This is a genomic window from Microcystis sp. (assembly GCF_048564745.1).
GTDB lineage: Bacteria > Cyanobacteriota > Cyanobacteriia > Cyanobacteriales > Microcystaceae > Microcystis > Microcystis ichthyoblabe_A.
Window position 1 is genome coordinate 38,201 of sequence record NZ_JBLZRT010000073.1, and the last position, 22,947, is coordinate 61,147.

Here is a 22,947-nt window from a genome sequence, read left to right on the forward strand (position 1 = left end):
GCTGAACTATACTGTAATCTTGATGGAACTAACAGCGTCATTTTGATGATTTATTTCTGGCATTTTTGGAGCGACTGTTATCGTTAATCTCAATCCTAAAGCTTGGAGCCAAGAGGTTAGTTGATTCATGGCTTCAGGGGCAGGTTTTTGCATTAATTCTTCCAATTGCTTCGCCTGAATTTTGATTTGTTCTGGTGTTAGATTTTGGGAGCCAAGGGCTTCTAGGACGTGATTGAAGGAGAGTCTAAGTAATTCTGATTCAAATCCATATTCATCTCCCTCTAGATGAGTTTCCAGATAAACTGCTGCATAATGGGGATCTTTAAGGGATTCGATCAGGGAATCATGATAACTATCACTGACTGGCATTTTCTCGCCTCCTATAATCTTGCCAATATTTTTGGGCTATTTCAATGTCTTTAGCTTGCGTTCTTTTATCTCCTCCACACAGGAGTAAGATAATCGTTGTCCCGATTTGTCCAAAGTAAATGCGATAACCGGAACCATAGTCTATTCGTAGTTCATAAACTCCCCCTCCTACTGATTTATAATCCCCTAAGTTCCCTAAATTAAGACGGTTTAGGCGTTGAGCAATTTTAGTTTTAGCCTTGATATCTCGTAAAGAATCGAGCCATTGAGCAAAGGGAACTTTGCCGTCGGTGGTAACATAACGTCGAATGTCTCTGGGTTGAGCCGCCATGTTTAAATTATAGTAACTCAATGCAATACAGTAAGAGGATTCAAAAAATTTTCGGCGGATCGCGTAAAAAAGAAGAACCCACCATGAAAGCAAGATACAGGCGCTCTATTTGACCGCCCTCACTCCCACACACACTACAATAGGGCATAGCAATGCTATGCCCCTACACGGGAGGCTTCCATGTCCCGCATCCCCAAATCCCTCAACCTCGCTACCCTACTGCTGCTACTCGCCTCCGGCGTGTCTATCTTGCCCATTTCTCAACCCGGAATAGTGCCACCTGTCCAAGCGCAAACGAATGAGACGAAAAAAGCTGAAGCGGAAAGGCTATTTAACGAGGGGATGCAACTATTTCAACAAGGGACAGCCGAATCCTATCAACAGGCTATAACCAAATGGGAACAAGCCTTACCCCTTTGGCGTAAGCTGGGAGATAAAGTGCAGGAAGCCTTCATAAATCTAGCACTCGGTAAGTGGATGGTACAGCAAGGAGTGCGGAGTCAATCCTTGCCATCGCCGAGAAAACTGGTAATTGGCGCAAGAGATAATAAAAGCTTCTTTTATTAGGAAATACGAACGGAAAATGTTAAGCATTGGCGAGGAAACTAATGTGCTAGAGTTAATTCATGGCAACGCAACCAAGAGAAATTGAGCGTTATGTAACAGCCGATGGTCAAATTCCTTTTGATAATTGGTTTGATTCTATCCGAGTGTCTAAAACTCAAACTATCATCAGTAAAAGACTTGACCGAGTGAGGATGGGCAATTTAGGCGATTACCGTTCGGTAGGAGGAGGTGTTTTTGAATTAAGAATAGACTATGGTCCAGGTTATCGCATCTATTTCGGACAAGTAGGGACAACCATCGTGTTGCTACTGTGTGGAGGTGATAAAAGCAGTCAAATTAAAGATATTCGCCAAGCCCAAGAATACTGGAGAGATTATCGGAGTTAAAATTATGTCTAAAAGTATTAGCTACCACCCTTTTTTGCTGGACAATCTTAAAGATCCAAACTATGCGGCTCTTTATCTCGAAACTCACTTAGAAGAAGACGAGTTTGAATTCGATCCCGAATTACTGAAAATGGCTTTGAGGAATGTTCTGGAAGCTCTTGGGGATTCTCATTTAACCGCAGAACAAATTAAAATTTATGAGCAATTTCTCGATAAATTATTAACAATGCCAGCAGGAATAGGAATTTATAATTTAGGGCTTTGGCTGAAGGCTTTGGGATTAAAACTAGCTGTAACAGTTGATAAAGAGGGGAAGAATGTTGTTGAAAACTTGCCTAGTTTGAATAGAGATAACAAAGAAAAATATGAGGGAGTTTTAACGAAAGTCCCGGATCTATAACCAGAAAGTAGAATAAACGGCTCTTCTGGTTTCTGTGTGGAAACGAGGTCTATACTGATAGAATATCCGCAAAATAGTCTTAAAAGTTTTGTCCAGTAAGCATTTCACGATTCCATAAGCAAAAATTATCACACAAAGCCGAGAAGAGCCAATAAACTAAATATCCTTTCTTAAACCATGCTCAAATCCCTCAACCTCGCTACTCTACTGCTGCTACTCGCCTCCGGCGTGTCTATCTTGCCCATTTCTCAACCCGGAATAGTGCCACCTGTCCAAGCGCAAACCAATGAGACGAAAAAAGCTGAAGCGGAAAGGCTATTTAACGAGGGGAGGCAACTATTCCAACAAGGGACAGCCGAATCCTATCAACAGGCAATAATTAAATGGGAACAAGCTTTACCTCTGTGGCGTAATCTGGGAGATAAAGCAAAGGAAGCTAATATTCTAGTTTGGATAGGTTTTGTTTACGATAAGTTAGGATTCAAACCCAAAGCCCTAGAATACTATAACCAAGCCTTACCTATCTATCAATCCCTAAAAGACCGCAAGTCGGAAGCCGTTACTCTCAATAATATTGGTGCTGTCTATAATGCTTTAGGAGAAAAACAAAAGGCATTAGACTACTACCAACAGGCTTTACCCTTAAGGCGGGCGGTGGGAGATCGCGCAGGGGAAGCCACTACTCTCAATAATATTGGTCATGTCTATGATGCTTTAGGGGAGAAACAGAAGGCATTAGACTATTACCAACAGGCTTTACCCTTATCGCGGGCGGTGGGAGATCGCGCAGGGGAAGCCAGACTTCTCAATAATATTGGTGCTGTCTATAATGATTTAGGGGAGAAACAAAAGGCATTAGACTATTACCAACAGGCATTACCCTTAAGGCGGGCGGTGGGCGATCGCTCTGGGGAAGCCACTACTCTCAATAATATCGGGGCTGTCTATGGAGATTTAGGGGAGAAACAGAAGGCTTTAGACTACTACCAACAGGCTTTACCCTTATCGCGGGCAGTAGGCGATCGCTCTGGGGAAGCCACTACTCTCAATAATATTGGTTTTGTCTATGGAAATTTAGGGGAGAAACAGAAGGCTTTAGACTACTTCCAACGGGCTTTACCCTTATTGCGGGCGGTGGGCGATCGCTCTGGGGAATCCAATATTCTCAGTAATATTGGTCTTATCTATCGAGATCAGGGAAAACCAGAAGTGGCGATTAACTCTTGGGAAAAATCCGCTAATCTGATTCTGGAGCTACGGCGGGGGGTTAGCCGTTCCTTGCGGGCAACTTTCCTAGAAAGTGAGCAAGGGACAAGCATCGCCTTAGTGGATCTCCTGATTCGCCAGAATTCCCCTCAGAAAGCCTTTGAATGGGCAAATCTCAGCACCACTTTTGACCTCGTGGATTACGATCGCCTTGCAGGAACAGAAGGACAAGTCAAAAATCCTGTCGCCAATCAAGCTTATCAGGAGTGGAAAGCACAGGCACGGCAACTGGAAGCCCGGCGCCAAGAATTACAAACCAACTTCAGCGACACCCTCTCCCAACAAGTCCGGCAACAAGAAGCCGACCTCAGCGAACAAGCGGAAATCCTTGTGGAAAAATACCCCGAATTAGCCGATTTACTGGAAATTACCCCCACCGACCTCGCCCAACTGCAAGCCAATCTACCTGCTAATACCACCCTCCTCCAACCCGTCCTACTCACAGGCAGAAATAACGTTGAACATACCGTTGCCCTCTTTATCCTCACCCGTACCACCCTTAAGGTTCAGCAAGTTCCCGTCCCTAAAGATCTTAATGAGCGTCTGCAACGCTACGCCAGTCAACTGGAAAGCGACCTAGAAATCGTCGATCGCGCCCTCAGTTCCCAACTCTATGATCTGCTGATTCGTCCCATTGAAGGCCAAATTGCCCCGAATCAAACCCTGGCCATCATTGCCACAGGCGCTTTGCAAAGAATCCCCTTTGAAACCCTCTACGACAACCAAACTCAACAGTATCTCCTGCAAAAATATCCCATTCACTACCTCACCCGTCTGAGTAAAGTGCAGCCCCAACCCACGCCGAAAGTCAATAATCCTAGTGTCCTCGTCTTTGCTAATCCCCGTCCTACCCAAGTCGAATTAATCGGCACAGAAGCTCAAGCGGATTTTCTGCAAAAAACCTATGCCAACAGCCAAATCTATAAACACCAACAAGCCACCCTCGACGCCTTTTTAAGCCAATCGCCTCGGTTTCCTATTCTGCACTTAGGCACTCATGGTTGTTTCCGTCCAGAGGGGTGTCCTAGCCTAGGCATGAAACCGAATACCCTGCTGTTTGCCAACAAGAGAGAGTATGAACTCAAAGATGCCGTGAAACTGGGACTGCAAAACACCGAACTGATTACTATTGGCGCTTGTGAAACGGCGCGGGAAGTGGATGGAGTCGGTTTGGCGGGTTTGGCCTATGTTTGGGAAAGAGCGGGGGCGAAAACCACCCTCGCCAGTCTTTGGAATGCCACCGATTTTGTGCAATATTCCCAACAAAACAGCCCAGAATTGCCCACGGCGGCGATTTTAAATCAATTTTATACTAATTTACAACAGGGCATGACCAAAGCGGAAGCCCTCCGTCAAGCAAAACTCGCCCATATTGACCTTCATCCTTTCTTTTGGGCGGCGTTTATCCTGATTGGAGATGGTCAAGAGTTGGGAGCAGGTGGCAGGTAGCGGGGGGCAGGGGGGATCAAAGACAAAATCTATTGGCTAAAAAAACGGTACACTGATAATTGATAACTGATCACTGATCACTGCTTATGCCTCCTCGTTGGCCCCGTCAACCCGATCGCAAAAACGATCCCGCTTTCCGACGTTTAGATGATCGCATGAATTTCGCCGTTCATGTAGCGGGTTTTTTAGCGATTAATTCAGGGTTGTGGTTTTTTCATATCATTAAATTTTCCGATTGGACTTGGTTAAATCTGTTCACGGGAATTTGGGCTATTCTATTGGTGGGACATTTGATTTATATAGCGGCGATCGCTAACTACTCGGTAACATCCCATGGCTAACACAACTCAGGACATCGAAAATCTGGCGGCCCAAATCGGCGACAATATCTACATTGACGTGGCTAAATGGCATCTCTATCTCCGGGAAGCACATTTACACAGCGTCGTTGCCGAAAAAGTCTTCCCTTTGCTCGAAAACGACAGCTTAAGCGAGAATGCAGTCATGTCTATCCTGCGGGAGATAAAAGTCACCCTCGGAGGTGGTCATCTGCAAGTTTCTCTAGCGGATTTGTTACCCACCAAATGTCAGGTGGATTTAATCGATTTGCTCGAAGAATACCAAAAAAGTCGCTAAAATTTCCACATAGTATGTCTGATTACTCGCAGACTAGGACTAACAGGCTAAAGTAGTTAGAAATAGTCCCCCAGAAGCAAACCATGGAAATAGGTGTTCCCAAAGAGATTAAAGATCAAGAGTTTCGCGTCGGTTTAAGTCCCAGTAGTGTGCGTGTACTCAATGATCGCGGTCACAGGGTATTTGTGGAAACGGCCGCCGGATTGGGTGCTGGATTCAGCGATGAAGATTACCAAAAAGCCGGGGCCAAAATTGTGGAAAAAGCAGCCCAAGTCTGGGATAAATCGCTAGTTGTTAAGGTAAAAGAGCCGCTTAAGGCAGAATACGGTTTTTTAAACAAGGAAGCTCTCCTTTTCACCTATTTACACCTAGCGGCCGAGCGCTATTTAACGGAAGCATTAATCGAGTCGGGAACAACTGCGATCGCCTATGAAACGGTCGAGCTTGCCGATGGTCGCTTGCCTCTCTTAACTCCCATGAGTGTTATTGCCGGTCGTCTTTCGGTACAATTTGGGGCCCGCTATCTGGAAAAACAACAGGGGGGTAGGGGAGTTTTACTGGGGGGTTTCCCCGGGGTGAGTCCTGGACAAGTGGTTATCCTTGGCGGTGGTGTGGTGGGTACGGAAGCGGCCAGAATTGCCATCGGTATGGGGGCAAAAGTAGCTATTTTAGATATTAACGTCGAGCGCTTGGCCTATTTAGAGACTTTATTCGGTTCCCGGGTAGAATTGCTTTACAGTAGCCCGGCACAATTAGAAAATGTGGTTCCTAGGGCCGATTTATTGATTGGGGCAGTGCTAGTCTTGGGAAAACGAGCGCCGACTCTAGTTTCTAGCTCTTTAGTCGCCAAAATGAACCCTGGTTCCGTAATTGTCGATGTGGCAGTGGACCAAGGGGGCTGCGTGGAAACTCTGCGGGCCACTTCCCACAGTCAACCGACTTACCTGGAGTCGGGAGTAGTACATTATGGAGTGCCTAATATGCCAGGAGCAGTCCCCTGGACGGCAACCCAAGCTTTAAATAATAGTACCCTACCCTACGTTATTAAATTAGCCGACCATGGGTTAAAAGCTTTGGATCAAGATGTTTCCCTCGCTAAGGGGTTAAATGTCGCCAATCATCGGTTAATTCATCCAGCAGTGCGCGAAGTTTTTCCCGATTTGATTTGAGCAGTAATTTAAGGGCTGATGGTGGTATTTTCTAGGGGTTATGAATAAGAATTTATGGACAAGGGATGAGCTGCTGATCGCTCTCAATTTATACTATAAATTTCCCTATGGACAATTCCACACCAATAATCCTGTTATTATCGAAGTCGCTGAAAAGTTACAGCGAACACCATCGGCCCTGGTGATGAAATTATGTAATTTTGGTTCTCTCGATCCCAGGCATCAATTGCGAGGAGTACAGGGGTTAAAAGGTATTAGTAAAGCTGATCGGCAAATCTGGCAGGAGTTCGAGGATAACTGGACAGAATTAGCCCTAGAAAGTGAGGAAAAATTACAAGTTCTTTTAGGAGTTATCAACGAACAGCAAGAGGATTTTACTAGACTTGATTTTTCGGAAAAGATCAAAACAGAAACCGAGGCAATCAGAAAAGTTAGAATCGGACAAAACTTTTTTAGAAAGACAATTTTAGCCCTATATAACTATCGTTGCTGTATTACAGGAAATCCCATTCCTCTCTTACTAACAGCTAGTCATATATTACCCTGGAGTCAATTTCCCGAACAGCGTTTAAACCCTCATAATGGCTTGTGCCTAGCTCGTACTCATGATATTGCTTTCGATCGAGGTTTAATTAGTTTCGATGAGGATTTAAGATTAATTATTGGCCATGAGATCGAAAAAAAGGCTCAGGATCAAGGTAGCGAGACGTTAGAACTAAATTTTATCAACTATCGCGGTAAAACTTTAAATGTTCCCGATCGCTTCTCACCAGATTTAGATTTTTTAAACTATCATCGCTATCATATATTTCAGGGCTAAAAATAGTATAAGGTCAATTAAATTCTCAATTGCATTACTTTGTTGATGATTTAGTTTTTCTAAAACACTTTTGCAATTTCAGCTTGTGTATAAAGTTTTATCTAAGGATTCAACATTTCTGACCTATGCGGTTATCTATATTTTTCTCAAAAATAAGGAAATCAAGAATATTGATCAACATATTTATATAACTAACAAAAAATCTGCTGTTCGAGGATTTGAAAATATATCTGGACTTCCCCCATAGATAAATACTAAAAAATCAACAAAACCTTTACTGCAGGTCGCTTCTCAGAAAAAATTGAAAAGAGGCTACTGAGTACATTTTTCGCTTAAAAATGGACGTTCGGCGATGCTCAGTCGGGCCGTCGAGCCGCTGTACCGTTGACTATATCTGGAGTAGAGCGATTCCGTAGAGTTGGCTGTATAGTGATCGCTAACCTGATGGTAACAGATAGTGTCATTAATCTCTAGAGTAAGCGATTCCCTCTGTAGCCATGTTTTTGCTGGTTTTCTGCCCCGAAACAAGCTATAATGGTCTAAAGGTCAAATTTGAAAGTTTTTGCCTCAAACCCTATCTGCGTAACGACTTCAGGATTTTGTGTGCAATAGTCCATTAGTATTGTGTTGATTTAACTCAGGCTCTGTAAGACTTTTAGCCATAGCTAGTATGTTTATACAGGGTAAGTCTAGGAATATTAAAGATATCTTGTCTTGAGGTTAAATGGCACAAAGAAGACGATCCCCTGAACCCACGCTAAAGATTTACACCTCATCTCGACGTACTCCAGATAACTCACTATGTCAAGTGTTAGATATTCCTTTAGAATGTAAAATGTAAAGACTGTAGATACATAAGGTTAATTCATGTTTTGGGCCGACAAAATTGCTGCGGATGCACAAGGAAACCAAGTTGTCAACGATTCAAAAACCCCATCTGGAAGAGTTCATGTTGGATCGTTGAGAGGGGTTGTGATCCATGATGTGATTTATCGAGCCTTGAAACATTCTGGTAAATCATCGAAATTCCTCTATGGTGTTGATGATTATGATGCACTTGATACTGTTCCCCATTATCTCGATCGAGAGAAGTTTGCACCTTACTTAGGGTTTCCCCTTTGCAATGTCCCTTCACCGGACAATAGTGCCAGCGATTATGCAAAGTACTTCATGGGGGAGTTTCTAGAGGTTTTCGAGCATTTGGGGGTTAGACCAGAGGTTTACTATTTGCGTGATCTATACCGCTCAGGTCGATTAAATTCCTACATTGATACCTTCCTCAAAAACGCTCATTTGGTCAGAGAAGCCTATCTAGAGGTAAGCAAAGCGCGTCGGCCAGATAACTGGTATCCCTTTCAGATCGCTTGTGAAAATTGCGGCAAGATTGCAACAACGGTGGTGTCAGATTATAACGGGTCAGAAGTTTTCTACACTTGCAAGCCTGATGCAACAGATTGGGTTCAAGGTTGTGGTCATTCAGGCTGGGTTTCTCCTTTTGATGGCAATGGTAAATTACCTTGGAAAGTTGAGTGGGTGGCAAAGTGGGATTTATTGGGAATCACCATTGAGCTTGCGGGTAAAGATCACTCCCAGAAAGGAGGATCTAGAGATGTTGCGAATGCAATTTGTCGAAAAGTGCTACGAAAACAGCCACCTTTCCATTCACCCTACGAATTCATTTTGGTCAATGGCACGAAGATGAGTTCATCAAAGGGGGTTGGTTCAAGCGCCAAAGAAATCGCTGAGTTGCTTCCTCCTGAGCTACTTCGATTTTTAATGCTACGAACTCAGCCTAAGACAGTTATTAACTTTGCGCCCAATTATGAAACGACAACCAGGCTATTTAGAGACTACGATTCTCTAGCTGATAAGTATCAAGCTTTATCAGCAGATGCCCAGCAAGAATCTGCTTTGCCTGAAGAGTTAATGCCATTATTTTACTCTCAACTTGATGGAGTGATTAAGCCTTACCATCCTGTTGATCTCAGCACGCTGATTTCTTTACTGCAAGTGCCTCACCTCGATATTCGTCAAGAGATTGAAAAACGTAGTACTCAGCCTTTAAACGAATATGATTGGCAAATTGCCAATCAAAGGATTTCAGTTGCCCAAAAATGGTTGGCGGACTATGCTGACGAAGAAGAGAAATTGGTTCTTTATCTTGACAGGGTTCCTGAGAAAGTTAGGGACTTGACTCAGGAGCAGGTTGCTTATCTCAGACAGCTAACTCATAGCTTGACAGATGTTAAGGTTTGGGAAGCTGACGAATTGCAAACAACTTTATTTGCAACAGCAAAAGAGTTAGAAATGCAGCAACCCCTTGCATTTAAAGCTGTTTATTTATCGTTCTTAGGTAAAGAGCGTGGGCCAAAAGCTGGAGCTTTATTGTCTTATTTAGAGCGTGATTTTGTGATTGATAGAATAAAAAATGTAGTAAGTTTTCTTGAAAAAACGCCAACGATTTCGAGGTAATTATTGCTGTTCAACAGCTTTAGAGAGTACCTACTCCAGTTTGCATTATCAGTTGATATTGTAGATCGAGATATTCTTGCAAATATTCGTGAAATCCTCTGGCAATATTTACACAAATCTTTTAGTTTACAGTTTGCGGAGGAATTACATCCAACACAAGTGAACAACAAACCAGGAGAGATCAAATAGGCTATTCCAACGAATTACAGATATTATCGGAATAGCCATCTGATTGTTAACGGTGATTATAATCCTAGAGAAGATTCTTTTTTTCCTATCACTGCATAGAAGGGATCAGCAACCATAATTCCTAACATTTGCAGGAAACTGGGGGTAGTAGCAGGACGAACGATCGCCTGTACTTCCCTAAATCCCGCCACCGATTTAAAATAGGATTTCACTAACGCTACCCGGCCTAAATCGCTATTATCGCGCCAAGCAGCGATCGCTTTTTGGTAAAACATCCGATTGGAAAAACTGACCACCACCAGACCATTAGGCTTTAAAATGCGATACAGTTCCGCAAAAATCGCCTCTGGATACTGCAAATACTGCACCGACACCGTGATTAACACCGCATCAAAAGAACTATCCTCTAGGGGCAATTTTGGCTGTGCATTCAGGTCCTGGACAAAATAACTATGCAAGCGGGGATTTTTGGCTAACTCCTCCCCATTCATCCCGTGACCTTCGATATGCTCAAATTCCATCTCCTCCGGTAAATGGGACACCCAGCTGCTCATCAGGTCTAAAATGCGCGTATTCGGCGATAATATCTCTCGGTAGAGAGCGGTTAATCGATCGATAAAACCCTCATCCACGTGGGTGACAAAGCGGGGAAAAGCATAAAAATCGCTGTCTTTCGTCGGATCGAGTTTAGTTCTTCCTTCGGGTCGGAGCATTTTTGTCAAGTTAATTTTACTATTCTTAACATACCCCACAGACAGAAAAAAGGGTTAACCGAACTGGTCAACCCCTAGGCTTGGGAACGCGCTGTAAATCTTAGCTTTGAACGACTAGCTTAACGTTAGCGTTTTGCAGACCGCGCTGTTTCACTTCGGATAGGGTTTTGTTCACAGCGTATTTTTGGTTGATCGAGTTGATCAATTCGGTTTGATTGTGTTTTTTGGCTACACCCCAGAGGTCAGCGATTAAATCGAAACTGCCGTCGGTATTGCGGGTCCAACCGAGATCATATTCGCCATCGAGAACAGCAACGATGTCGGAGCGAACCCGTTGACCGTTGTAACCACGAACATCAGCTTCGGTTTTTACGCTAATACCGAGGTCGCGGAGAGAAGCTTTGAGGATTTCGGCATCGGTGATTTTGGTCCGGAGAGTGCTAAAATGAGACATTGGAATTTCCTCTTTGTAGATTAAGAATTAACAACAACAGATTGAGAGTTAAAGAGTGCCGCCAAGCGGCTTTTCGAGGCATTGCTAGTCCCTGAGAACTAGCCTTTCATCCCGTTGGGAGCGGGCGAAAGTCTGTTAGAACTCCAATCGCTGGTACTCAGCGACGGAGGCCGAAGCAGGTCGGGCGCGTTGTCTGGCCCAATCACGCAGGGCAGTTACCTGTTCGGTCATGGTGCGAGATAGGGGCAGAGTCGCCTTAATCGCCGCAATAATGTCTAATTGCGTGAATTCGCGATCTTGGGCGAAGGCCTCATACATGGCGGCAATCAGCGCCTGTTCTATTTCCGCACCGGAAAACCCATCGGATACCTTGGCTAACTGCTCCAAATCGAAGCGAGAAATGTCGGAGCGTCGTTTAGTCAGGTGAATATTAAAGATATCTTGTCTTTCTTCGGAATTGGGCAAATCGACAAAGAAGATTTCATCGAAGCGCCCCTTGCGGAGAAATTCCCCCGGTAGCCGTTCAATCCGGTTAGCTGTGGCCATGACGAAGACGGGAGAGGTTTTTTCCTGCATCCAAGTCAGGAAGGAGCCGAAGATGCGGCTAGAGGTTCCCCCATCGGAATCGGCGGATCCTGTGCCACCGGCAAAAGCTTTATCTAATTCATCGATGAAAAGAATGGCCGGAGAGATGGATTCGGCGGTTTTTAGGGCATTACGCAGGTTAGCCTCGGACCGTCCCACCATGGAACCATCATAAACCCGTCCCATATCTAAGCGCAGGAGCGGTAAACTCCAGAGGCGCGAGGTGGTTTTAGCGATTAAGGACTTACCACAGCCCGGTACTCCTAAAATTAGCATCCCTTTCGGTTGGGGGAGTCCGTAACCTCTGGCTCTTTCTGTAAAGGCATTTGAGCGCTGTTTTAACCATCTTTTTAATTCTTCCAGACCGCCGACGGCATTGATGGTCTCGTCCTCTTCAATATATTCTAAGATTCCGTTGCGGCGAATCAGTTGTTTTTTCTCAGAAAGGACGATTTCTACCTCGTCTTCCGTGAGTTTGTTCGCTTTTACATGGGCTTTCCGGTAAACTTTTTCGGCTTCATCTTTGGTTAAGCCCAAGGCCGCTTTCAGGAGTTTTTCCCGGACCTCCGTGGTGGTACGACGATTTTGATTTTTGCCTAGATGTTGCGAGAGAACCGTATCTAACTCTCCCATATCCGGCAGGGGAAAATCTAGAACTACTACGTCTTTCTCTAGTTCTATGGGGACTTCTTGCAGGGGAGACATTAGAATAATGATTTTTTCGGTTCCTTTAAAGCTGGCGATCGCATCTCTTAACCAGCGATTGACCGGCGCAGAAGTGATGAACGGATGCAGGTCTTTGAAGATGTAGATGCCCGCTTCCCGTTGACGCACTACCCATTCGATCGCCGCTTCTGGCGACACGGTATTATGTTGACTGGTTTGGCGCGGTTGACCCAGTTCGATCATGCCGTGGGTGACAGTCCAGACAAACACCCGTCGATGTTGTGTATTTAGTTGGGCTATTTTGCTGATGGCTTCTTCCGCCCTTTCCTCCTCGGAGGTGACGAGGTAAATCAGGGGATACTGAGCCTTGACGAGAATTTCTAGCTCTTCTTTCATAACATCGACCCTATTTGTGATAACGGTTTTGACCTTGGGCGGCTGATGGCTGTAGATGCCTTGTTCGACTACTGAGAATTTAGCAGGGAACTAAGGCTGCTTCTCCCTCTGTGGTTCCTTGAGCGCCAACGGGTTCGGGAACTTCGAGCGGGAACTCGTCGCCCACTATTCCGGGCTGGCGTTTGATCGACCTTAGCCGATCTTCTTTCATTACTAACGCGGCATCACACTCGGGACAGACATGAACCTGATAGGTTTTGCCATAGGCGGCGGCTTCGATTTCTTCTACCTTTTCGGGGTATTTCAGGTAAAAAGCGATCGCTTTTTCCACCAGCCCTGACATCGATTCTTCATCGATTGCGGCTCTGATTTTTAGTTGACGATGGACTCCAGGGGGAAGGTACAGTGTGACTTTTTGCTTGTCTTGCATATCACTAAATTGGTTTACCCGGGTATGTGTCCTTACTATAACCACTGTCTTTCCTCCCTGTCAAGATGGTAAGCTGTTATGATGGCACAATTGTAACATTTCTTTACAATTGATGGGGTGTGGGGTGTGGGGTGTGGGGTGTGGGCTTCGGCCGTGAGCTCAGCCGAACGGGTGTGGGGTGTGGGGTGTGGGGAGAATAAAGCTGCCTTTTGCCTTTTGCCTTTTGCCTTTTGCCTTTTGCCTTTTGCCTTTTGCCTTTTGCCTCCTGTCTCCTGTCTTTTGCCTCCTGAATTCAGCCAACCCTAATTACTATTGATGCGACTTAAAAAGGCTTGTAGGCGCTCGCTGTGGGGATTATTAAAGAAGGTGTCGGGATCGCCTGCTTCTTCGATGACACCTTGATTAAAGAACAAAACCTTGTTAGATACTTCCTTAGCGAACTGCATTTCGTGGGTGACGACTACCATAGTCATCCCCTCATCGGCCAATTGACGCATAACGTTTAACACTTCCCCGACTAATTCCGGATCCAGGGCCGAAGTGGGTTCATCAAATAAAATCACCTCTGGTTTCATGCAGAGACTGCGAGCGATCGCCACCCGTTGTTTTTGTCCTCCCGATAATTGGTCGGGATAAACATCGGCTTTTGGGGACAAACCCACCTTTTCCAGATAATGAATTGCCGTATCCTTAGCCTCATTTTCCGGGTGGTGTAACACTTGCTTGGGGGCCAACATCAAGTTTTGTAAAACGGTGAGATGGGGAAAAAGATTAAAGTGTTGAAACACCATACTTACCCGGCTGCGTAAGTTGCGGAGGACCGATTGATTTAACTTCGGGGAAGAGATGTCAATCCCCATCACCTCCAAGCGGCCGCCGTTAATTGTTTCCAAACGATTGAGACAGCGTAAAAAGGTACTTTTGCCGCAGCCAGAGGGACCGATTACCGATACCACATCCCCTTGATAAAGAGTGCCTGTAACTCCTTTAAGTACCTCTAAAGAGCCGTAACTTTTGCGTAAACCTTCACTAACAATCACAGGGGTGGTAGTGGTCATGATGTCCTCTCGTAAAAAATTTTACATTCTGTATAAAAGTATCGAGATTAGTTTCTGCCAGATTGTATCCTTGACGACATTTTATCAAGAGGAATAATCATAATACTCAAATAGTCTCTCTACATCTGTCTTGGGTGGGAAGTAGGACGAAATTACTAACTTAATTGAGCAAAAAAATCAAGGAGAAACAATTAAAAAATGATTAAATTTTGGCGAGGGCGGGTGGTGCAGAGAGTTATCTTTGCCTTGTTAGGATTAGTTTTAGCGCTCGGATTAAGTGTTATTCCGGCTTTTTCTCAGACTCCTCCTAATCCTTTTCGAGTAGCAACGGAAGCGACTTTTCCACCCTTTGAATTTCAACAAGGGGGACAATTAACCGGATTTGATATCGATTTAATGCGAGCGATTGGGGAGGAAGCCGATCTCAACATTGACTTTAGAAATTTACCCTTTGATGGCATTATTCCGGCCCTACAAGCGAGAACAGTGGAAGCCGCTATTAGTGGTATGACCATCACCGCCGAACGGGCCCAAGCGATTTCTTTTTCTCGACCTTATTTTAGGGCTGGTTTAGCGATCGCTGTTCGGGAAGATAATAAGACGATTAGAAATTTTGAAGACTTAAAAGGCAAAAGAATTGCCGTCCAAATTGGCACAACAGGAGCCTTAGAAGCGACAAAAATACCCGGAGCAGTGGTTAGTCAATTTGACTCGGCGGCTTTAGCTTTGCAGGAATTAATTAATGGTCGAGTTGAGGCGGTAGTTAACGATAAACCCGTGACTTTGTATGCAATTAAACAAGCGGGTTTAAGGAGAGTAAAAGTAGTCGGAGAATTATTAACAGAGGAATTCTACGGGATTGCTTTACCCAAAAATTCCCCCTATCTCCAGTTAATTAATGATGCTCTCGGTCGAGTCATAGAAAGTGGTCAGTACGATGTTATTTTTAGGCAATGGTTTGGAGAAAAACCGCCAGAATTACCCTTAGTTGCCCCAGCTTTAAATAATTTACAGGAATCAAGTTTTAACTGGGGAGAATTATTCTATAACCTTATTGTGAAAGGGGTTCCCTGGACAATTCTGTTAACAGTTCTGTCTTTTCTTTTCGGGTTAATCGGCGGAACTTTAGTGGCCATTGCCCTGATTTCTCCCTACAAATGGTTAAAAACAATTTGCCGCATCTATGTGGATTTCTTTCGGGGAACACCGATGCTGGTGCAATTATTCTTGATCTATTTTGGTTTGCCCGGATTGTTCCGAGAAATTGGCTTAAATATCGACTTAGATCGTTTACCAGCGGCCCTATTTGCCCTAAGTTTAAATGTGGCGGCCTATTTAGCTGAAATTATGCGCGGCGGTATTCAATCGATCGATAATGGTCAATGGGAAGCTTGTTCTAGTCTAGGAATGTCCCCGGTGCAAACCATGCGCGAGGTGATTTTTCCCCAAGCTTTTCGCCGGATGTTGCCACCGTTGGGGAATGAATTTATCACCCTAATTAAAGATACCAGTTTAGCGGCAGTAATCGGTTTTGAAGAATTATTCCGGCAAGGTCAATTAATGGTAGCCACTACCTATAAAGCTTTCGAGATTTATATCGCTGTTGCTTTAGTTTATTTGGTTTTAACTACCCTTTCCTCTGTGGTATTTAAGCGCTTAGAGATTTATATGGATCCCCTACATAAATCTAAACAGGAACAGAAAGCCTAGGGGCAAGAGATGGGAACTGATACTAAACTTCGTGCTTTGCTTAACTCATAAGCGATTAAAGGTAGCAAAAAAAGAATTAGATTCGGAGAATGAATCAGCCCTACCCTGCTCCCCTAGTCCAGTTATAGTAGGTTGATTCATGAATCAACCTACAGCGATTAAAGGTAGCAAAAAAAGAATTAGATTCGGAGAATGAATCAGCCCTACCAAAACCCTGGAGCGCATTAGCTTTTCGGTGGGATGCTTACAGCCAGCTGCTGATATATCCGTAATAATTTAAGAGTTACTAATAATTGCTGATTGTCGGTATTTCTGCAAATGTGAGATCACCCGTAAATCAGTCGGTCGAACCCGCGTTTCTAGAGGCAGAAATAAGCCAAAAAGCCCCTAAACCAGAGGTAAGAACCACGATAATAATTGACCCGACCAATAACCAACTATTTTTAGAAAATGGCTGTTTTGAAGCAGTAACGGTGATGGGAGGGGTGACTGGGATTTCTTCCTTAATCCGCAGCGAAGGGGAGGGGGGTGTAACCAGACGGGGACGAACCGGGATGACGAAGGAGGGTTCCTCGATGGGATTCCTCTCGAAACTCTTTACCACTTTTTCTAATCGTCTTCCCTGATCAACTACTGTCTCGATTTCCTGACGTAATTGCCGATTACTCTTGACAAGTTGCTGGTTTTGTGCTTCTAGAGATTCCACCCGTGCTTGGGTGGCCTGCAATTCTTTGACTAATTCTCGATAGACCGAGAGGGGAACCGAGGGGCGACCGGTGAAACTCTGGGGTCTTTGGTGGGAAATACGGGGCGTACTGGTCATGAATCGACTAATTTAGGGCTTTTAAGCAGTAAAAATGCCCCACAGGACCGGTTCCGCTACCGATAGCAAGGGAATGCTCAAGGGCGTTAGTAACGTAATCCTTGGCTTTTTTCACCGCTATTTTTAGGTCATCCCCCAAAGCGAGGTTAGCGGCGATCGCTGCCGATAGAGTACAACCAGTCCCGTGAGTGTTATTGGTTTCGACGCTTCTGGTCTGAAAAGTTTCCCATTCCTGTCCATCAAAGCAGATATCAACCCCACGCAGCCGGCCCTTCATGGCTCCCCCTTTCACTAATACCGGTGTGGCCGACTTCTGGAAAATAATTTCGGCGGCCGCTTTCATCGTCTCAAAATCATTGATCTCGATGCCACTTAAAAGCTGCGCTTCGTAACGATTAGGGGTAATAATCGAAGCCAGAGGAATTAAACTATCAAAAAGACTATCTACAGCCCGATCATCAATTAATTTGGCTCCTACCCGCGAAACCATAACCGGATCCACCACTAAACTGATTAAACGCCAGCGCTCGATCGCCTCGGCCACTGCTTCGATAATCTCGCTGCTGAACAGCATTCCCGTCTTGACCGCTGACACACCCAGATCCCCGACCACGGCATCGATTTGGGCTGTCACCATTTCTGGACTTAAGGACTCGACGCGCTCGACCCCCAGGGTATTTTGGGCGGTAACGCAGGTAAGGGCGCAGGTCCCGTGAACTCGGTGGAAGGCGAAGGTTTTCAAATCAGCTTGAATTCCCGCGCCGCCACCACTATCGGAACCGGCGATGGTGAGGGCAATGGCAGTCATAGGAGGTTAGCGATCAAAAGGACGACGACGTTGCAAGAATTCGGGGATATCTAATCCTGCGGGTTTTGCTGGTTCGGGAGTCGGGGCCGGACTGGGTGCGGGGGTATTGATCACCACCTTACTACCGGTGGGACGAGAGGGGGAATCGCCAGAAAAACCGGTGGCAATGACGGTAATTCTGACTTCTCCCTGCATTTTCTCGTCAATTACTGCCCCAAAGATGATATTAGCGTTGGGATCAACTACTTCATAGATAATTTCGGCGGCGGCATTGACTTCATGTAGGGTTAGATCTTGACCACCAGTGATGTTAAAGACTACACCTTTCGCCCCTTCGATCGAGGATTCCAGTAACGGCGAGGATATAGCCGCGATCGCTCCTTCCTTAGCCCGAGATTTTCCAGAACCGATGCCGATGCCCATTAGGGCTGAACCCGCATCGGCCATCACTGCCCGCACATCGGCGAAATCCACATTCACCAGACCGGGGATAGTGATAATATCCGAGATACCCTGTACCCCTTGCCGCAGCACATCATCAGCGACGCGAAAAGCCTCCTGTAGGGGAGTTTCGGCGGGTATTACCTGTAATAACTGGTTATTGGGGATAATAATCAGGGTATCGACCCGACTTTGTAAACCGCCCACCCCTTCATCGGCCTGATTAGTGCGACGACGACCCTCGAAGGTAAAGGGACGAGTCACAACTCCCACGGTCAAACAGCCGATTTCTTTGGCAATTTCGGCCACAATTGGAGCAGCCCCCGTTCCCGTGCCGCCGCCCATGCCGGCGGTAATAAAGACTAGATCGGTTCCTTCCAATGCTTGGGCGATTTCATCCCGGGATTCTTCCGCCGCTTTCTGTCCGATGGCCGGATTGCCGCCCGCCCCTAGGCCGCGGGTTAATTTTGTCCCGATTTGTAACCTTTGGGGGGCGGAGGAGTGGGCCAGGGCCTGGGCGTCGGTGTTAATTGCCCAAAATTCGATTCCGGTCACGCCGCTGGCGATCATGCGGTTAACGGCGTTACAGCCCCCACCGCCGACCCCGATCACCTTGATCTTGGCGACATTGCTCGGCACGATGCGATTACTACGACTTTCTTCTCGGGGTGTCATCTGTGATTCATGGGGACGAGTAAATAATACTCCAGCATTATTCTGAGAGTAATGATTATCTTCGCTCATAGCTGAACTTGCATAATCGTTACTGTTCAGATTGGGATAGGTGGGAACGATTTCATTAATCGATGTCATTGGAATTGGAACACTATTAGTACAAGATTCTGTTATTGGTTTGATGAATCAGAGATGCACTGTTAACACTATCACTAATATTATGTCGGTTCCAGTATCTACAGTATCAGTTTCTTGTTCATAAAATCATAATTTGGTTTTTTTGCCAATACCTAAAGGGAATAATTGCGTTTTTTTGCTGATCAATTCCAGTTAATCCCTACCAGTTGCCGCTACTTTGGCAACCATAGGGGCTGGCTGCGGTTTTAATTGTACAGTGGGAGCATCGGGATTGCTCAGGTCAATGTAGATAATTCGCGCTAGAGGTATCTTGGATGACAATTGCCGTGATTGTACGAGAGCGGTTAATTTTTCCGGCAATCTATCTTTATAAAAACCTAAATAGACCTGCCCCAGTTCGGTTTTTAGTACAAGATTACTAGGATTGCGCCAATCGATGGCGGTAACTTTAATGGATAAGTTGTCAATTAAGGGATAAATTTTTTGCCACTGTTGTTGATATTGTCGGTCGTAACCAAGCACTTCTAGGCTGGGTAATTGGGTTTTGGGTAGAGTTCGACCATAATAGTTTTGAGGAATTATCGTTCCCGAGGCATCTAAAAAGCCTTGCTGTTGATGGGAACGCCAACGGGCAACAGGTTTTCTTTCTTGAATAGAAACAATCACTTTCGGGGGTAATAATTGCCGCTCGATCTTAACATCGGCAATAGCGGGAATAGCCGCTAATTTTTCTCGCAATTGATGGGTGGGTAATTCCCAGAGAGACAGAGGATAGCTTAATTTTAGCCAAGCACGAATCGACTCGGACGACATTAATTCCGTGCCTGCGATTTCCACCTGTCCGGCCTTGGTAATTGTCCAATAGGGTGAAGTCATCCCCCAAGCTAATCCCGTCGCTAAACCACTAACCACCAGAAAGCGACCCAAGGCTTGCCACACCTTCGATCGCCTTTGGTGGCGCAGGTTTTGTCGTTTTTGTTCCAGGGAGAGGGAAGAAAGGATTTGATCGCTCATAGGGGAAATCCGGGACAGTTTTGCTGTTATCTTAGGTCGCGAAGTGGGCTGCTGGCAACTTGATCGCTACTCAAATAACCAGTTTGACAAAGAAAGAGATAATCAATGTTATAACAGTAGTAGTCTACAGGCGTTCTTTTGTCTGTCTCCAGTAAACCTAAACGCTCCTTTTTGCCAAGATATTTCGACGGTCAGCCAGAAAGAGCATTTCGGCAAGAACAGCCTAATTTATCCGAAAATTACCTATGGTTATCAACAAACGCGGACTTGTTCTCGGTGCTACAGCAGTGGTCCTGTCTACCGTCGCCGTCACGGGGGCGGGATTCCGTCTCTCCCAAAGTCAAGCTTTTTTTCAGGAAAGTCCCAAGGAAACCGTTGATGAGGTTTGGCAGATCATCAACCGCACTTATTTAGATGGCACTTTTAATCAATCGGACTGGAACGCCATCCGCAATCAGTATTTAAATCGTTCCTACAAAAATCAAGAGGAAGCATACACCGCTATCCGCGAGATGTTAAAAACTCTCAATGATCCCTATACCCGTTTTATGGATCCCAAAGAGTTTAACAATATGAAGATCGATACATCGGGAGAATTGACCGGGGTAGGGATTCAACTGACCAAAGATGAGAAAACTAAGCAGTTAGTCGTGGTTTCACCCATTGAAGACACTCCCGCTTCTAAAGCCGGTGTGCTGCCTAAAGATGTGATTATCGCTATCGATGGTAAATCTACCGAAGGTATGGAACTGGAGCAAGCGGTGAGCATGATCCGCGGCAAAGTGGGGACAAGCGTTAAGATCACGATTCAACGGGGTGAGGAGAAGAAAGAATTGACTCTTACCCGGGCCAAAATTGAAATTCACCCGGTGCGCGCCCACACGGAAAACACCCCGATCGGTAAAATCGGTTATATCCGTCTTAATCAATTTAGCGCCCAAGCTAGTGGCGATATGAGTCAAGCGATTCGCGAATTGGAAACCGAAGAGGTGAAGGGTTATATTCTCGATCTGCGTTCTAACCCCGGCGGTTTACTCTACGCCAGCATCGAAATCGCTCGGATGTGGATACCTGATGGTTTAATTGTCTCTACGGTCGATCGCAAAGGGGTGACGGAACGTCAACGGGCCAACAATCAAGCTTTGACTAATAAACCGCTGGTTGTCCTCGTCGATGGTGGTTCCGCCAGTGCCAGTGAAATTCTCTCCGGAGCTTTACAGGATCATGATCGGGCGGTTATTGTCGGTACGAAAACCTTTGGTAAGGGATTAGTGCAATCGGTACGCAGTCTCAGTGACGGTTCCGGATTAGCGGTGACAATTGCCAAGTATCTCACCCCCGACGGACGCGACATCAATAAAGATGGTATTCATCCGGATGTGGAGTCGGAACTGAGCGAGGAAGAGCGCAAAAATCTTCAACAGGAACGGGATCGGGTGGGAACTTTCCAGGATCCTCAATTCAAGAAGGCTTTTGAAATCCTAGAAAAAGAAATCACTGAAGGCAAGAAAACGCCCACCAATACCGCTAAACAATAGGTTGACATTTGCCCGCTCGAATTAAACCCACCCGACGGGCGATCGCTTCTCCCCGCTCGGCAAAAGGACCCCAGTATTGACCATTGACTGGGGTTTTTCCGTTTTCTAGGGCTATAATCTGACAAATTCCCGTATTTTCCTGGACAATGTACCAGTTTTGTCCGGTATTATCCATAGATTTTTCTCCTTAATCCCTCTATTCCCTTGTTTATAGCGTCTCTCAATCCCGAAGTAAAAAATTTTTATCAACTTCTTGACAAAACCGGGGAGATAAATGCTAATATTAAAAAGGTCTGTCCAATGGGGATTAGCCAAGCGGTAAGGCAGCGGGTTTTGGTCCCGCCATTTCCTAGGTTCGAATCCTAGATCCCCAGTTTAGTATTTTTTATCCCTAATCCGCCAATGATCGAGAATATCCTTGATCAAAGCTTCCTTTAGCCAAATACGACCGATAAGCGTCAGGGGAACCGCTAGAAATAGCCCTAAAAAGCCAAAAATCGAGGCGAAAAACAACTGAGCCAACAGGGTAAAAGCGGGTAAGAGCTTGAGCGACTGCACTGTTAAAATGGGCAGCGGTGAATGACGGTCGAAATATTGAATTAACAGATAAATACTGCCGTAGAGTAGTAAAACCGCCCAGGGTTGCCAAGGAGATTCCAGAAGGGCGATAGAAAAGGGTAAAATCGTGCTTAAAACTGGTCCGAGGTTGGGGATAAAGGTGAGAAATCCTGCCAGAATAGATTGGGAAAAAGCGAGGGGAATGCCGATCAGGGATAGACCTAGGCAACTGCCCAAGGTCATAATCAACATATGACAGAAAATCCCTTTTAGCCAAGCTTTTAAATCTCGATCGCACTGTTCTAGGATCGATCGTACCCGAGAACGGTAGAAAGCGGGAAATAAACGCAGAAAACAACGGTGGTAAGCGGCAGGATCGGCGAGAATCATCAAGCTCAGGGCAATAATTAGCAGTAAGCTGAGGATAATGCCGAAAGTACCGTAAAAAATGCTCAAACCCCGGCCAGCAATTTGGTTAATCAGGGGTTGTAATTGAGCCAGCAGGGTTTTAAAGTCTGGAAAGACACTGGCCAAACTAGGATCGAGATAATCCTCAAGACGATGCACTTGTCCCCAGAGTCTTTCTATAGCTTGGGGCAGTAAACTAAATAATTGGCGAAATTGTTGAACTAAAGCGGGTATAATCCCCACAAAAATACCGATAATACCAATAAAGAAGCCAAAAAGGGTAATAATTAGGGCGTGGGAACGCTTGAGGTGATGACGCTGCCACCAAGTCACAGCTAAATTTAAAATCTGCGCCAGAAGAATCGCCATCAATAGTAATAAGAGAATCTGTCGAATCTGCCAGAGAATCAGCAGACAAAAGACTAACAGGACTAAACCGAGGCTGCTGCCAAAAGTCATGGTGAGTAAGGAGAAAAAT

24 protein-coding genes and 1 tRNA gene are annotated in these 22,947 nt (G+C 45.3%); 12 read left to right on the top strand and 13 right to left on the bottom strand.

What is annotated here, in order from left to right; translation table 11 throughout:
- Positions 1-6 precede the first annotated feature (6 nt).
- Positions 7-369 (bottom strand): DNA-binding protein, encoded by a 363-nt coding sequence (locus ACOCD9_RS09555; protein ID WP_110579016.1) that lies wholly within the window; start codon positions 367-369, stop codon positions 7-9.
- Entirely contained in the window at positions 356-700 is a 345-nt protein-coding gene (locus tag ACOCD9_RS09560) for a type II toxin-antitoxin system RelE/ParE family toxin (RefSeq protein ID WP_271927436.1), read from the bottom strand. The genes ACOCD9_RS09555 and ACOCD9_RS09560 overlap by 14 nt, the downstream gene beginning before the upstream one ends.
- 180 nt (positions 701-880) lie before the next feature.
- Between ACOCD9_RS09560 and ACOCD9_RS09565 the strand changes: the two genes are divergently transcribed.
- From ACOCD9_RS09565 to lysS, 9 genes are all read left to right on the top strand, one after another.
- Positions 881-1,267 (top strand): hypothetical protein, encoded by a 387-nt coding sequence (locus ACOCD9_RS09565; RefSeq protein WP_419547237.1) that lies wholly within the window; start codon positions 881-883, stop codon positions 1,265-1,267.
- 59 nt (positions 1,268-1,326) lie between these two features.
- On the top strand, positions 1,327-1,653 hold the full coding sequence (locus ACOCD9_RS09570; protein ID WP_272078089.1) for a type II toxin-antitoxin system RelE/ParE family toxin: 327 nt from the start codon (positions 1,327-1,329) through the stop codon (positions 1,651-1,653).
- 4 nt (positions 1,654-1,657) lie between these two features.
- Positions 1,658-2,053 (top strand): DNA-binding protein, encoded by a 396-nt coding sequence (locus ACOCD9_RS09575; RefSeq protein WP_150976070.1) that lies wholly within the window; start codon positions 1,658-1,660, stop codon positions 2,051-2,053.
- A 177-nt stretch (positions 2,054-2,230) separates the two neighbouring features.
- Entirely contained in the window at positions 2,231-4,768 is a 2,538-nt protein-coding gene (locus tag ACOCD9_RS09580) for a CHAT domain-containing protein (RefSeq protein WP_419547240.1), read from the top strand.
- An 86-nt stretch (positions 4,769-4,854) separates the two neighbouring features.
- A complete protein-coding gene (locus ACOCD9_RS09585) occupies positions 4,855-5,109 on the top strand; it encodes a hypothetical protein (RefSeq protein WP_002761850.1) in 255 nt (84 codons plus the stop codon).
- Positions 5,102-5,404 carry a DUF3181 family protein gene (locus ACOCD9_RS09590; protein WP_149978261.1) on the top strand — a complete coding sequence of 101 codons (303 nt, stop codon included), beginning with the start codon at positions 5,102-5,104 and terminating at the stop codon, positions 5,402-5,404. The genes ACOCD9_RS09585 and ACOCD9_RS09590 overlap by 8 nt, the downstream gene beginning before the upstream one ends.
- Positions 5,405-5,487: 83 nt before the next feature.
- Positions 5,488-6,573, top strand: coding sequence for an alanine dehydrogenase (gene ald, locus ACOCD9_RS09595; protein WP_419547242.1), 1,086 nt, complete (start codon positions 5,488-5,490; stop codon positions 6,571-6,573).
- Between the two features lie 40 nt (positions 6,574-6,613).
- Positions 6,614-7,393, top strand: a complete 780-nt coding sequence (locus ACOCD9_RS09600) for an HNH endonuclease (protein ID WP_419547243.1) — start codon at positions 6,614-6,616, stop codon at positions 7,391-7,393.
- A gap of 867 nt (positions 7,394-8,260) precedes the next feature.
- Entirely contained in the window at positions 8,261-9,865 is a 1,605-nt protein-coding gene (gene lysS, locus ACOCD9_RS09605) for a lysine--tRNA ligase (protein ID WP_419547244.1), read from the top strand.
- 245 nt (positions 9,866-10,110) lie between these two features.
- Here the strand turns inward: lysS and ACOCD9_RS09610 are convergent, their stop codons facing one another.
- From ACOCD9_RS09610 to ACOCD9_RS09630, 5 genes are all read right to left on the bottom strand, one after another.
- Positions 10,111-10,767: a class I SAM-dependent methyltransferase gene (locus tag ACOCD9_RS09610; protein WP_419547246.1), complete on the bottom strand. Its 657-nt coding sequence runs from the start codon at positions 10,765-10,767 to the stop codon at positions 10,111-10,113.
- A gap of 100 nt (positions 10,768-10,867) precedes the next feature.
- Entirely contained in the window at positions 10,868-11,221 is a 354-nt protein-coding gene (locus ACOCD9_RS09615) for a DUF1257 domain-containing protein (protein ID WP_287704259.1), read from the bottom strand.
- Positions 11,222-11,356: 135 nt separating this feature from the next.
- On the bottom strand, positions 11,357-12,868 hold the full coding sequence (locus ACOCD9_RS09620; RefSeq protein ID WP_194017365.1) for an AAA family ATPase: 1,512 nt from the start codon (positions 12,866-12,868) through the stop codon (positions 11,357-11,359).
- Between the two features lie 79 nt (positions 12,869-12,947).
- Positions 12,948-13,298, bottom strand: a complete 351-nt coding sequence (locus tag ACOCD9_RS09625; RefSeq protein ID WP_287704255.1) for a hypothetical protein — start codon at positions 13,296-13,298, stop codon at positions 12,948-12,950.
- Between the two features lie 302 nt (positions 13,299-13,600).
- Positions 13,601-14,356: an amino acid ABC transporter ATP-binding protein gene (locus tag ACOCD9_RS09630; RefSeq protein WP_419547248.1), complete on the bottom strand. Its 756-nt coding sequence runs from the start codon at positions 14,354-14,356 to the stop codon at positions 13,601-13,603.
- 198 nt (positions 14,357-14,554) lie between these two features.
- Between ACOCD9_RS09630 and ACOCD9_RS09635 the strand changes: the two genes are divergently transcribed.
- Positions 14,555-16,066: an ABC transporter permease subunit gene (locus ACOCD9_RS09635; RefSeq protein WP_287704251.1), complete on the top strand. Its 1,512-nt coding sequence runs from the start codon at positions 14,555-14,557 to the stop codon at positions 16,064-16,066.
- 337 nt (positions 16,067-16,403) lie between these two features.
- Here ACOCD9_RS09635 and ACOCD9_RS09640 read toward each other — a convergent pair whose 3' ends face one another.
- The 4 genes from ACOCD9_RS09640 to ACOCD9_RS09655 form a co-directional block, all read right to left on the bottom strand.
- Positions 16,404-16,889, bottom strand: coding sequence for a bZIP transcription factor (locus ACOCD9_RS09640; RefSeq protein WP_287704249.1), 486 nt, complete (start codon positions 16,887-16,889; stop codon positions 16,404-16,406).
- A gap of 7 nt (positions 16,890-16,896) precedes the next feature.
- Positions 16,897-17,697 (bottom strand): bifunctional hydroxymethylpyrimidine kinase/phosphomethylpyrimidine kinase, encoded by an 801-nt coding sequence (gene thiD / locus ACOCD9_RS09645; protein ID WP_287704247.1) that lies wholly within the window; start codon positions 17,695-17,697, stop codon positions 16,897-16,899.
- Positions 17,698-17,703: 6 nt separating this feature from the next.
- Positions 17,704-18,951: a cell division protein FtsZ gene (gene ftsZ, locus ACOCD9_RS09650; protein WP_287704245.1), complete on the bottom strand. Its 1,248-nt coding sequence runs from the start codon at positions 18,949-18,951 to the stop codon at positions 17,704-17,706.
- A gap of 192 nt (positions 18,952-19,143) precedes the next feature.
- Positions 19,144-19,965 carry a cell division protein FtsQ/DivIB gene (locus ACOCD9_RS09655; RefSeq protein WP_287704243.1) on the bottom strand — a complete coding sequence of 274 codons (822 nt, stop codon included), beginning with the start codon at positions 19,963-19,965 and terminating at the stop codon, positions 19,144-19,146.
- A gap of 245 nt (positions 19,966-20,210) precedes the next feature.
- Between ACOCD9_RS09655 and ctpC the strand changes: the two genes are divergently transcribed.
- The gene (gene ctpC, locus ACOCD9_RS09660; protein ID WP_287704241.1) at positions 20,211-21,503 is read left to right on the top strand and encodes a carboxyl-terminal processing protease CtpC; all 1,293 of its coding nucleotides are present in this window, start codon (positions 20,211-20,213) and stop codon (positions 21,501-21,503) included.
- Here the strand turns inward: ctpC and ACOCD9_RS09665 are convergent.
- On the bottom strand, positions 21,493-21,678 hold the full coding sequence (locus tag ACOCD9_RS09665; protein ID WP_419547251.1) for a hypothetical protein: 186 nt from the start codon (positions 21,676-21,678) through the stop codon (positions 21,493-21,495). The two genes, ctpC and ACOCD9_RS09665, sit on opposite strands and share 11 nt — an antisense overlap.
- A gap of 126 nt (positions 21,679-21,804) precedes the next feature.
- On the opposite strand from ACOCD9_RS09665, the gene ACOCD9_RS09670 reads away from it, so the two are divergent.
- Positions 21,805-21,877, top strand: a tRNA-Gln gene (locus ACOCD9_RS09670).
- 1 nt (position 21,878) lies between these two features.
- On the opposite strand, the gene ACOCD9_RS09675 is transcribed toward ACOCD9_RS09670, so the two are convergent.
- Positions 21,879-22,928 (bottom strand): AI-2E family transporter, encoded by a 1,050-nt coding sequence (locus ACOCD9_RS09675; protein ID WP_419547252.1) that lies wholly within the window; start codon positions 22,926-22,928, stop codon positions 21,879-21,881.
- Positions 22,929-22,947 lie beyond the last annotated feature (19 nt).